Source organism: Clostridium moniliforme (assembly GCF_017873235.1).
In the GTDB taxonomy this organism is placed as follows: domain Bacteria; phylum Bacillota; class Clostridia; order Clostridiales; family Clostridiaceae; genus Clostridium; species Clostridium moniliforme.
Genome location: NZ_JAGGJZ010000015.1, coordinates 1 through 13,223, shown reverse-complemented (window position 1 = coordinate 13,223; position 13,223 = coordinate 1). Strand labels below are relative to the sequence as shown.

Below are 13,223 nucleotides of genomic sequence, written 5' to 3'. Positions count from 1 at the left end.
TATTTTAAAATAAAAATGGCTCCGCGAAGAGGACTCGAACCTCCAACCTGTCGGTTAACAGCCGAATGCTCCACCATTGAGCTATCGCGGAATATTTGCTACATTTGATATTATATCACCTTTTCATTAAATTGCAACTGTTTTTTTAATATTATTTTTATTTATTTGATTTAATTGATCAATTAAGCTAATTTCATAATAATTATAATAATAAAAAGACACCTCATAATGAGATGTCTTTATTTAAATTTTTATTATTTACTTGGTTTCATTGTTGGGAATAGTATTACGTCTCTTATTGATGATGAATCAGTTAAGAACATGATTAATCTATCAACGCCTATTCCAAGTCCACCTGTTGGAGGCATACCTGTTTCTAGAGCACTCATAAATTCTTCATCTAGCATGTATGCTTCATCATCTCCATATTCTCTTTCCTTAGCTTGTTGTTCAAATCTTTGTCTTTGAACTATTGGATCATTAAGTTCTGAATATGCGTTACATACTTCTCTACCGTATACAAATCCTTCAAATCTTTCAGTAAACATTTCACTTCCTCTCTTTTTCTTAGTTAGAGGTGAAATTTCTACTGGATAATCAATTAAGAATGTTGGTTGTATTAACTTAGATTCTCCATATTCCTCAAATAATGCATTAAGAACATCTCCCTTAGTTACCTTATCAAGTGGTTTTGGGAATTCTAAATTCTTTTCTTTTGCAATAGCTTGAGCTTCTTCATCTGAAGCTATTTCATTAAAATCTATTCCAGCAAATTCTTTAACAGCATCAACCATAGTTATTCTTCTCCATGGTGGCTTAAAGTCTATTTCTGTTCCTTCATACATTACTTTAGTTGTTCCATTTACTTTTTCGCATACATAAGCAACCATATTTTCCATAATTTCCATCATATCATTATAGTCTGCATATGCTTGATATAATTCTATAGCAGTAAATTCTGGATTATGTCTTATTGAAACTCCTTCATTTCTGAAGTTCTTACCCATTTCATAAACTTTTTCAAATCCAGCAACTATTAATCTTTTTAAATATAACTCAGTTGCAATTCTTAAGTACATATCTATATCTAATGCATTATGGTGAGTTATAAATGGTTTTGCAGCAGCTCCTCCAGCTATTGGTGATAAAATTGGAGTATCTACTTCTAAGAATCCTTTATTATCTAAGAATTCTCTTATTCCTTTTATAATTTGTGATCTCTTTATAAAAGTATCCTTTACTTCAGGATTTGTTATTATATCTACTTCTCTTTGTCTATATCTTAAATCTGGATCCTTTAATCCGTGGAATTTTTCTGGTAATGGTTTTAAAGACTTACAAGTTAATATAAAATCTGTAACCTTAACTGTAACTTCTCCAGTTCTTGTTTTAAATACTTCTCCTGTTGCAGCAACCCAGTCGCCTAAATCAAAGCTTTTATACGCTTTTAGATTTTCTTCTCCAACTGCATCAATTTTAATAAATAATTGAATTTTTCCATCTCTATCATGTATATCAGAGAATACAACTTTTCCTTGTCCTCTCTTAGACATAATTCTTCCAGCTACTGTTACAACTTTGCCTTCTAATTCATCATAGTTGTCTTTAACTTGTTTTGAACTATGTGTTCTTTCCACTTTATATACATCAAATGGATCTTTACCCGCTGCTTGTAATTCTGCTAGCTTTTCTCTTCTAAGTGCTTCTTGCTCACTTAACTGAGCTTCAAGCTCTTGTATATTCATTTCTTCAGTTGACATTAATTATCCCTCCGTTATCTATGCTCTACTTATTTCTAAGATTTCGTATTTACTTACACCATCAGGTACTGCTATTTCTACAATATCTCCAACTTTTTTACCTAATAAACCTGCTCCAACTGGTGATTCATTTGATATTTTAAATTCCATTGGATTTGCCTCAGCTGAACCTACTATAGTGTATTCAACCTCTTCATCAAAATCATAATCTTTAACCTTAACTTTTGCACCAACTGAAACAACATCTGATGGTATTTCTTCTTCATCTACAACTTCAGCATTTTTAAGCATATTTTCTAATTGAATTATTCTACCTTCAGTAAACGCTTGATCGTTTTTAGCTTCGTCATATTCTGAATTTTCACTTAAATCTCCGTATCCTAATGCTACCTTTATCTTTTCTGTAATTTCTTTTCTTTTAACAGTCTTTAAATATTCTAACTCGTTTTCAAGTTTCTTAACACCATCATAAGTCATTACAAATTTTTTTTGTTCGCTCATATTTAACTCCCCTTCAAAAACCTTCCATTGGTTTGTTTTTTTATTTAATATTTACGCCATATTAATTTCTAGCCCTATATAATATTGAAATTCATTTAAAACATTATAAAGCAGGGCCCATAATATGTCAACAAATTAGCTTTTACAAAAGCTTTATCAATAGTATATGATACCTATTATATACTACTTTATTCATAAAAATAGACCTTAATTTTAATTATATTGAAAAATAATGTAACTTTTGAATAAATTATTCAAAAGCTCATCTATTATTTTTACCTTTTAAAATTTTTAAGACTTTCCTTATAACTTATTAAAAGCTTCATTACATCACCACTATTTTCTAATGTATTCATAACATTTCTAACTTCTGTACACCTTGGAAGTCCCTTTATATACCATGATGCATGTTTTCTCATTTCTCTTATAGCTTTATAATCTCCATCATATTTTATTGCTAATTCATAGTGTCTTATACACATATCAATTTTTTCTTCTGGAGTTATCTCTTTAAGTTTCTCCCCTTGAAGAATCCTTTGGATTTGTTTAAATAACCACGGATTACCCATACTTCCTCTTGCAATCATTATACCATCACAATTAGTAAGATTTTTCATTTTTAAAGCATCCTCTGGTGTAAAAACATCTCCATTTCCTATAACAGGTATTTTAACATTATCTTTAACATCCTTTATAATATTCCAGTCTGCTTTTCCTTCATACATTTGTTTTCTAGTCCTACCATGTATAGCTATAGCATCTGCTCCAGCTTCTTCTAGTGCTAATGCAAATTGGACAGCATTTATATTATCCTCATCAAACCCTTTTCTAAACTTTACCGTTACAGGTTTTGATGACACTTCTTTTATCTCTCGTACAATTTGCCCTGCAAGTTCTGGATTCTTCATAAGAGCTGAACCTTCTCCATTTTTGACTATCTTAGGAGCTGGACACCCCATATTTATATCTATTATACAAATATCATCTCTCTTATTTAAATATTCCTTTACTACATTAACCATAATCTTTGGATCATTTCCAAATATTTGTGCTGCTACTGGCATTTCTTCCTCTGAAATTCTAAGAAGTTGTTTAGTGTTTTCACTACCATAATATAATGCTTTTGCACTAACCATCTCTGTGTAGACAAGTCCACAACCTTGTTCTTTACAAAGACCTCTAAATGATATATCTGTAACTCCTGCCATAGGTGCTAGAAATACATTATTCTTAAATTCTAGGTTTCCTATCTTCATCGCTTTGAGTATTACTCCTTATTTTTATTGTATATTAATCTTAAGCCTTCTAATGTTAAATCAACATCAACTATATCTATTTCTTTTGTTTCCTTTGCAATTAAATTTGCAAGTCCACCTGTTGCAATAACTGTTGGTTCTTCATTACATGTATTTAACATTTCTTTTTTCATTTTCTTTACTATATATTCAACTTGCCCAATATATCCATATAAAATACCTGCTTGCATACTTACAATTGTATTTTTACAAATAATATTTTTTGGTACTTCAAGTTCTATTCTTGGTAGCTTTGCTGCTCTTTCAAATAAAGCATCTGATGCTATGCCTACTCCAGGAACAATACATCCACCTAAATAATCTCCCTTTTCTGTTATTGCACAAAATGTTGTTGCTGTTCCAAAATCAATTATTATACTTGGTTTTTTATATATTTCAAAAGCCGCAACAGCATTTACTATTCTATCTGCTCCAACTTCTTTTGGATTATCATACTTTATATTAATTCCAGTTTTTATTCCAGGGCCTACTATTATAGGTTCTTTACAAAAACATTTTCTTATCATATTTTCTAATGAATGCATTATATTAGGAACAACCGAAGATATTATTATTCCCTTTACATCTTTTGGATTTAAATCATGTTGCGAAAATAATTGCATAACCTGAATACTAAGTTCATCCGATGTTTTTTTCGCATCAGTTGATATTCTCCAACTAGCTATATATTTATCTTCTTTACAAACTCCTAAAACGATATTTGTGTTCCCTACATCGACAAGCAAAATCATAAAAGCACCACCTTAATATAGTTAAAAGCAGCCATAATTGAAGCTGCTTTTATTATGATAAAATAACTTAATTTTAACAATATAATTTTAACAATTCAGTGGTATTTGTCAAGGGTTTAGCACCTTATTAAAATAAACCTATTATCTCGCCATTATCTAATATATCCATGTTATTTGCAGCTGGAACTTTTGGTAGTCCTGGCATAGTCATTACATTGCCAGTTAAAACTACTATAAATCCTGCTCCATTTGATACTCTTACTTCCTTAACTGTTATATCAAACCCCTCAGGTTTTCCAAGAAGACTTGGATTATCTGATAATGAATATTGTGTTTTTGCCATACATATTGGTAATTTATCAAGAGAGAATTTTTCTAATTCTTGAATTTGTTTTTTTGCTTGTGGAGTATAACTTACACCATCTGCTCCATATATTTCTTTTGCTATGTTAAGTATCTTTTCTTCAATTTTATCATTTTCATTATATAATACTTTAAAATCTGATTTTTCATTTTCTAAAACATCAATTATTTCATTTCCAAGGTCAATTCCACCTTCTCCACCTTTTGCCCAAACATCTGAAAGTGCTACTCTAACATTTTTTCCCTTGCAAAAATCTTTAATAAATTGTATTTCTTCTTCACTATCTGAAGTAAATTTATTTATTGCAACTACTACTGGTACATTATATTTTTTAATATTTTCTATTTGTTTATCCAAATTTGAAACTCCTTTTTTTAATAAGTCCACATTTGGAATACTTAATTCATCCTTTTTAGCTCCACCGTGATGTTTTAATGCTCTTATTGTTGCAACTACAACAACACAATCTGGAGTTAATCCACCATATCTGCACTTAATATCTAAGAACTTTTCTGCTCCAAGGTCTGCTCCAAATCCAGCTTCTGTAATAGCAATATCTCCAAGTTTTAATGCTAACTTTGTTGCTATTATTGAGTTACATCCATGTGCTATATTTGCAAAAGGTCCTCCGTGAATAATAGCTGGAGTATTTTCTAATGTTTGAACAAGGTTAGGCTTAATAGCATCTTTCATTAGTAGTGCCATAGCACCTTGAACTCCTAGTTCCTTTGCATAAACAGGTTCCCCATCTAAGTTATAAGCAACAACTATATTACCCATTCTTTCCTTTAAATCACTTAAGTCTTCTGCCAAGCAAAGTATTGCCATTATTTCTGAAGCTACAGTTATCATGAATCCATCTTCTCTTAAAAATCCATTAGCTTTACCACCAAGTCCTACAACTACTTCTCTAAGAGCTCTATCATTCATATCCATAACTCTTTTGAAAACTATTCTTCTTGAATCAATTCTTAAATCATTTCCTTGATGAATATGATTATCTATAGCTGCTGATAATAAATTGTTAGCTGATGTAATTGCATGCATATCTCCAGTAAAGTGTAAATTTATATCTTCCATAGGAATAACTTGTGCATATCCACCACCAGCTGCTCCACCTTTTATCCCAAAAACCGGTCCAAGTGATGGTTCTCTAAGAGCTATTACTGCATTTTTTCCCATTTTACATAGTGCTTCTCCAAGTCCTACTGTAACTGTTGACTTTCCTTCTCCTGCTGGAGTTGGATTTATAGCTGTTACTAAAACTAGCTTTCCATCCTTTTTATTCTCATTATTTTTTAAAATATCTAATGAAATTTTGCATTTATATTTTCCGTATAGTTCTATATCATCTTCTTTTAAACCTAATTTTTCTGCTATCTTTACTATAGGTTCAATTTGAGCTTCTTGAGCTATTTTAATATCACTTTTCATTATTTCTAACCTCTCTTCTTTTATTAATATTCGGTTATATATAATTATTTTTTATTATATTCTATATATTAAGAGTATAACATCTACTTTAATATTTTTAAAGCTAATTTTTCGAACATTTATATTTAATAATTGTATAATATTCGTATATGCTTAGTTTGTATAATAAAAAGAATCCTGCGTAAGCAGAATTCTTTTATGAATTTTTATATATTTCTTCAAACTCAGTACCTTCTAATTTTTCTTTTTCTAGAAGCGCCTTAGCCACAGCATGTAATTTATTAACATTTTCTCTAAGTATTGATTCAGCTCTTATATATGCTTCATCAACAAATTTTTTAACTTCCTTATCAATTTCTGCACCTATTTCTTCTGAGAAATTTCTTCCTCTACCAAGGTCTCTTCCAAGGAAAACTTCATTTTGGTCAGATCCATATGAAATAGTTCCTAATTTTTCGCTCATTCCATACTCCATAACCATACTTCTAGCAATAGCACTAGTTCTGTCTATATCATTCTTAGCTCCTGTGCTAATATCACCAAGAATAATTTGTTCAGCAACTCTTCCTCCAAGAAGTCCAACCATATCATCCTTTAATCTAAGTTTTGAAGTATATGATCTATCTTCATCTGGTAAATGCATAGTATATCCACCAGCTCTACCTCTTGGTATTATACTTATTTCATGAACTGGATCTGAATATTCTAAAGATCTCATCACTACTGCATGCCCAGCTTCATGATACGCAGTAAGTTTTCTATCCTTTTCACTAATAACTCTGCTTTTCTTTTCTGGACCAGCTATAACTCTTGTTATAGCTTCTTCCATATCTGTCATTGTAATAGCCTTATCTCCTCTTCTTACTGCAAGAAGTGCCGCTTCATTAGTAAGATTCTCTAAATCAGCTCCTGCAAAACCTGGAGTTCTTTTAGCTAGAACATCTAATTTAACATCATCTGCTAAAGGTTTCTTTCTTGTATGAACTTTAAGTATTTCTTCTCTTCCTTTAACATCAGGTGCTCCTACTACTATTTGTCTATCAAATCTACCTGGTCTTAAAAGTGCTGGATCCAATATATCTGGTCTATTTGTGGCTGCTATCATTATGATTCCTTCATTCATTCCGAAACCATCCATTTCAACAAGCAATTGATTAAGAGTTTGTTCTCTTTCATCATGACCTCCACCAAGACCTGCTCCTCTTTGTCTACCTACAGCATCTATTTCATCTATAAAAACTATACAAGGAGCATTCTTTTTAGCATCTGAAAATAAATCTCTAACTCTTGATGCCCCAACACCTACAAACATCTCAACAAAATCTGAACCTGATATACTAAAGAAAGGTACTCCAGCCTCTCCTGCTATTGCTTTAGCAAGTAAAGTCTTACCTGTTCCTGGTGGTCCAACCAAAAGAACTCCTTTAGGTATTCTAGCTCCCATTTGAGTATATCTTGTTGGCTCTTTCAAGAAATCAACAATTTCAGCTAATTCTTGTTTCTCTTCATCAGCTCCTGCAACATCTTTAAATGTTACCTTTTTAGAATCTGGAGTAGCAACTTTAGCCCTATTTTTACCAAAGTTCATAACTCCTCTTCCACCGCCTCCGCCTTGAGATTGTTGTGTCATAACAAATAGAAGGACTAAAAATAATACTACCATAAGAACTGTTGGTATAAGAGATAACCATGCCCCACTATTTGAAGGTTTTTCAAAATCAACCTTAACGTTATTTTTAGAATTATCTGCAATTAATTTTGTTAATATTTGTTCAGGCACATATGTTACGAATTTTTCGTTATTATTCATAACACCGTCTATAGTCATCTTATCATCATGGACATATATTTTAGATATTTCATTAGACGTCCATTTTTGCTGGAATGAACTATATGAAATAGTATCTGCTTTATTTCCTGTTTCCCACATAGCAACTGAAGCAAAAATCAGCACCGCTAATGTAACAATCCATACAGCTGCACTTGAATATTTTTTCATTCAAGGCCCCCCTCTCTTTTCAATTATTTTAAATTTTATCATAGGAACTTTTTAATTACAATAATTAACTTTAAAGCAATATAATATGATTTTTACTTTTTATATACTTCCTCTTTTAACACAGCAATATAAGGCAAGTTTCTATATTTTTCAGCATAATCAATTCCATATCCAACAATAAATTCATTAGGAACTTCAAATCCAATATACTTAACGTTTAATTCTACAGTTCTTCTTTCTGGTTTATTAAGTAATGATACTATTTCTATACTTTCAGCTTTTCTTGCTTTTAAGTATTTTAATAGATAATTTAAAGTTATTCCACTATCCACTATATCTTCAACTATTAATACATGTTTTCCTTCTATGCTATGGTCTAAATCCTTTAGTATTCTAACAACCCCTGAAGTTTCTGTTGAATTTCCATAACTTGAAACTGCCATAAAATCTATTTCACAAGGAATAGTTATATTTTTTATAAGATCTGATGCAAATAAAACTGATCCCTTTAAAACTCCAACTACAAGCAAATCTTTTCCTTCATAGTCTTTACTTATTTGAGCACCTAATTCCTTAACTTTTTTAGATAAATCTTCTTCACTAAATAATATTTCTTTTATATCTTCTCTCATGGTTATAATTCCTCTCTTTTACATATTATTTTTAGAATTTTATTTGTTGTTTTTGTTACTTTATATGTATTAGAAGTTTTAACTCCTAGTACCCAAGCAATTTCATTGTCAATTTGCATAATAGGAATATTATCCCTATAATCCTTAGGAATTTTCATATCAATAAAAATATCTTTTAATTTTTTACTTCCATTCATTCCTAGAGGAGTTATCCTATCTCCATTTTTTCTTTTTCTAAAAGTAACATACTCATTAATTTTATCATAATCAAAATACTTAATTAAGTCATTATTGTTAAATTTTAAATTTTTTTCTCTTAAACTAACTTCAAATTCAATTAAACAACCTAAAAAATCTATTTTTAATCCATTTAAATCTTCCTTTTTTATTTTTACCTCACTATATTCATTATTTTTATTTATTAATGAATCTTTTTCTTTTATATATATTTCACCATATATATTTTCAGCATATATACCATTAGGTAAATCTATTCTTTTATTTGTACCTATATCTTTAAGATTTATTACTTCTTTTACGTGTTTCATCTCAAAATCATAAGTACTTTTTGAAAGTGTAGTTAAAGATTTTCTTATTACTCTAGTAATTATGGCCTTTTCTTTATCAAATAATTCCCTATTTATAATTATTTCATTATTTTTTAAACTACAATATTTATTAAAGGCTTTTATTGCCTCGTTATTTATAAACTCATTATCTTCTTGAAGCAATAAACTCATTCTGTTTATAGCCTTTACTATATCATTATTAAAATTTTTCTTCATATAAGGTAAAATATCTAATCTTATCTTATTTCTACTATATATATTTTCTAAATTAGTTTTGTCTATTCTAGGATTTAAATTATTGTTTTCACAATACTTTTCTATGGAATCTCTTTCTAAAAATAATATAGGTCTTATATATATACCATCTCTTTCTACTGGTATTCCGCCTAAGCCTTCTAATCCCGTTCCTCTCATTATCCTCATAAGTATAGTTTCCGCTTGATCATTTGCATTATGGGCTGTAGCAATTTTTGTATAGCCTTCTTTATTTTTTATATCATTAAAAAATTTGTATCTCTCATCTCTTCCTGCTGTTTCTGTTGATACTCCTCTATCATTTGCAATTTTATTTATATCAAGCCTTATACTATAAAATTTAATATTTAAAGTTTTACATAATTTCTTTGCATATTCCTCATCTATCATAGCCTCCTTACCTCTTAGCATATGATTTATATGAGCAGCTCCTATTTCTAATGAATATTTATCCTTTACAGTATTTAATAAATGTAATAAACAAACTGAATCTGGACCTCCTGATAATCCAACTAATACTTTATCACCTTTATTTAAAAGTTCATTTTCTTCTATATAATTTATAAAATCATTTATCATTTTATCACATCCCATGTATAACTTTATTTATATCATACATTAAATTACAACTTTTGTAACATTAAAATTATAAAAGCTGACTATAAGCCAGCTTTTATTACTAATATACCATATTTTAATATACAGAATAAACCTTAGAAACTACAATCGTCATATCATCTTTTATTTTTCCATTGTTAATTTCCTTAGAATATTCTAATATATCTTGAGCAAGCTCCTTTGGGTTATTTCCTTTGTTTCTTAAATAATCTTCAAGCCATTTTGAATCTCCTACACCATTTTTATCTACATCTAAAACTCCATCGCTTAAAGTTATTATTATATCTCCACCTTTTATTCTTTCTTCAACACTTTCCAATTCCATCTTATCAACAAGACCAAAAGGCGGCATATTAGATGATATTTTCTTTATTTTATTTCCTCTTTTTATGAAACTTGCAGCTGCACCAACTTTATAGAAGGATATTTTCCCGCTATATAAGTCTATTAAATTTAAATCCAGCGTTGCAAACTTTTCATCTTCTTCAAATTTCATATTCATTATAGAATTTACAGTGTTTAATGCTGACTCAATTTCAAAACCTTCTTCTACAAACTTTTCAACCAAATCCACTGTTATTTTACTTTCTTTTCCTGCTTCAGGACCAGATCCCATTCCATCACTTAAAATAGTTATATAATTTCCATCATCCATTCTACCAAACGTATAAGTATCTCCCGTATATTGTTCTCCTTCCTTAGCTCTCATTCCAGCATATGAAGCTATCTTATATTTAGGCATTTCTTGTATTAATATTGTACATTCTTTATTGTCAGGAGAAATTCTACATCCATCCTCATTAATCATCATTGGTATTCGCATTATATCATTAACAGTCGGAAGTATATTTTTACTACAGTAATCTCCATCCAAACAATTTGCCATTTTTATTTTTATATTTATTCTTCCACCCTTATCTGTAAAGCAAAATACATCTTTATAGTTTATTGAATTTCTATTTAATTCTTTTCTTACTATTTTCTCAAGTTCTAAACCCCACGTAATATCTCTCTTAAAATCTACTATCATATCATTTAAATTATTTGAAATATTTCTTATATGACTTGCTACAAGTTTCCTTCCTTCTTCTAACTTTCTTCTAGTTATTTCGTTTCCATTTGATATATTTATTAAGTCATCTGTATTCCTTATAAGATCTCCTTTTTCAACGCATTTCTTTTCAAGTTCTATAGGGAAACTATCTCTACCTTCTTCTCTTTCTTTTATCAATACTTCAAAAGCTGTATATGTTTGATTAAATTCTCTATTCCAACATTTATTACACTCTGAACATCTGCTACAAACTCTATCTGCTAAATTTTCTATTAAAGCTGTGCTTCTATTTTTATATGATAGATTATTATTCTCAGAAATATTATTTAATGATTTTTCCATCTGATTTAATACACTTTCAAAACCTTGCACCTTTTTAGTGAATTCACCTTTTACTTGTTTTAAATGTTCCTCGTTTATAATATCTACTTTAGTATCATTACATAATTCCATTTCTAACATATTTAAAAGTTTCTTAGGTAATATTAAAAATAATATTCCACCTAATAGCACTTCTATAATTCCTTCAATATGCAACCCTTGTGAGTATAATGAAATTATAAGATACACCATTATTGATGATAAAAATGAAAATATTTTTCCAGTTTCCTTAAATAAACCAACCATTAATCCAATGCTACCATATAATCCTATTCCACTTATCATATCCCCTGCTGTTATTCCAATTACAACACCCATAGATATACCAATAGCAGCTCCATTTGAAACTCCACCTATGTAAGCTATTGAAATCACTGTAGCTATACAAACTATGGTCCTTAAACTTATTCCCACTACTGTCACTCCGCCTATCCCTGAAGCCATTAAACATATTATTATTGAAATACTTATAATTTCTTCTATATTAAAAAAGTAATTTGAATTATATTCACCTACGCACTTTAAAGCATAATTTATAATGTAGTATGCTGGAAGAATTAAAATTGTATTAAGTCCTGAAATTGTTATATTCACACCAAAATCATAATTGCTTATAGTTAATCCATAAATTACATTACTAAAAAAAACTATAAGTAATAAGTGCCTCTCATTTATTCTCTTTTTAATCTTATCTGCAATAAGACTAAATCCTAATAAAATAAGTGCTGTACTTAAATACATAAGACCATCTTTTAATGTAACATTTATTGTGAAATATCCAATTAATGCTCCTGCACCCGCAACTACTATCTTATTTCTATCTCCACTTAAGATTACACTAATAAAAAAAGCTAGTCCAAAAGGAGATATACCTGATACATCACCTTCTCCAATTAATATAGTTACTCTGCTTAACAATATTATTGTTATGAAAATGACGCATAACTTAGCAAATTCGCTTTTAAATTCTAATCTACTTTTATCCAATATATTTTCTTCAATTCCTTCAACTGTATTTTGATTAAGTCTGTACTGCATATATCTTCCTCCTTGTAATTTCCATAAATTGTAATTTAATTATAACAAGCAATTTCCTCGATATATGTAATTTTCTGCAATCATTTTAAAGTTTTATAGGACATTATTCATCTATATTCTTAATTTTCTATGTTTAATATTATTTTTCGATATTTTATTCTAACTTTATAAAAAACTACTAAAACCTTTTATTTTCAATACTTTTTAAATGTTTTTATACTTTTTTATTTTTGTCATTATATATATAAATTTGTTATATATTAAATTATTTTTTATGTATAATATCTCAAAAACTACATAGCAAATTTCTTATTTAAAGTTTGTTAGCACAATAATTATTTTTATGCACAAAAAAAAGATCTAAGAAGACATTCTTAGATCTTTTGGTGCCGAAGACCGGAATCGAACCGGTACGGTGTTTAACCACCGCAGGATTTTAAGTCCTGTGCGTCTGCCAGTTCCGCCACTTCGGCAGGTAATTGGTAGCGGAAATAGGACTTGAACCTACGACACTTCGGGTATGAACCGAATGCTCTAGCCAACTGAGCTATTCCGCCAAATTTGGTTGCGG

General features: G+C 29.4%; 9 protein-coding genes and 3 tRNA genes. All 12 read right to left on the bottom strand.

Annotated features, from left to right (window positions below; translation table 11 throughout):
- Positions 1–16 precede the first annotated feature (16 nt).
- Positions 17–91: transfer RNA gene (locus J2Z53_RS12385), tRNA-Asn, on the bottom strand.
- Positions 92–254: 163 nt separating this feature from the next.
- Positions 255–1,760: a lysine--tRNA ligase gene (lysS, locus tag J2Z53_RS12380; RefSeq protein WP_209797793.1), complete on the bottom strand. Its 1,506-nt coding sequence runs from the start codon at positions 1,758–1,760 to the stop codon at positions 255–257.
- An 18-nt stretch (positions 1,761–1,778) separates the two neighbouring features.
- A complete protein-coding gene (greA, locus tag J2Z53_RS12375; protein WP_209797792.1) occupies positions 1,779–2,261 on the bottom strand; it encodes a transcription elongation factor GreA in 483 nt (160 codons plus the stop codon).
- Positions 2,262–2,536: 275 nt separating this feature from the next.
- Complete coding sequence (dusB, locus tag J2Z53_RS12370; RefSeq protein WP_209797791.1) at positions 2,537–3,517, bottom strand: tRNA dihydrouridine synthase DusB; 981 nt, start codon at positions 3,515–3,517, stop codon at positions 2,537–2,539.
- 11 nt (positions 3,518–3,528) lie between these two features.
- The gene (locus J2Z53_RS12365; RefSeq protein ID WP_209797790.1) at positions 3,529–4,308 is read right to left on the bottom strand and encodes a type III pantothenate kinase; all 780 of its coding nucleotides are present in this window, start codon (positions 4,306–4,308) and stop codon (positions 3,529–3,531) included.
- A gap of 127 nt (positions 4,309–4,435) precedes the next feature.
- The gene (locus J2Z53_RS12360) at positions 4,436–6,106 is read right to left on the bottom strand and encodes a formate--tetrahydrofolate ligase (protein WP_209797789.1); all 1,671 of its coding nucleotides are present in this window, start codon (positions 6,104–6,106) and stop codon (positions 4,436–4,438) included.
- A gap of 196 nt (positions 6,107–6,302) precedes the next feature.
- A complete protein-coding gene (gene ftsH / locus J2Z53_RS12355; RefSeq protein ID WP_209797788.1) occupies positions 6,303–8,105 on the bottom strand; it encodes an ATP-dependent zinc metalloprotease FtsH in 1,803 nt (600 codons plus the stop codon).
- Between the two features lie 92 nt (positions 8,106–8,197).
- A complete protein-coding gene (gene hpt, locus J2Z53_RS12350) occupies positions 8,198–8,737 on the bottom strand; it encodes a hypoxanthine phosphoribosyltransferase (protein WP_209797787.1) in 540 nt (179 codons plus the stop codon).
- A gap of 2 nt (positions 8,738–8,739) precedes the next feature.
- Complete coding sequence (gene tilS / locus J2Z53_RS12345; protein ID WP_209797786.1) at positions 8,740–10,140, bottom strand: tRNA lysidine(34) synthetase TilS; 1,401 nt, start codon at positions 10,138–10,140, stop codon at positions 8,740–8,742.
- A 115-nt stretch (positions 10,141–10,255) separates the two neighbouring features.
- Complete coding sequence (gene spoIIE / locus J2Z53_RS12340; protein ID WP_209797785.1) at positions 10,256–12,652, bottom strand: stage II sporulation protein E; 2,397 nt, start codon at positions 12,650–12,652, stop codon at positions 10,256–10,258.
- Positions 12,653–13,036: 384 nt separating this feature from the next.
- Positions 13,037–13,125: transfer RNA gene (locus J2Z53_RS12335), tRNA-Leu, on the bottom strand.
- A gap of 7 nt (positions 13,126–13,132) precedes the next feature.
- Positions 13,133–13,209 (bottom strand) — tRNA-Met (locus tag J2Z53_RS12330).
- Between the last annotated feature and the right edge of the window lie 14 nt (positions 13,210–13,223).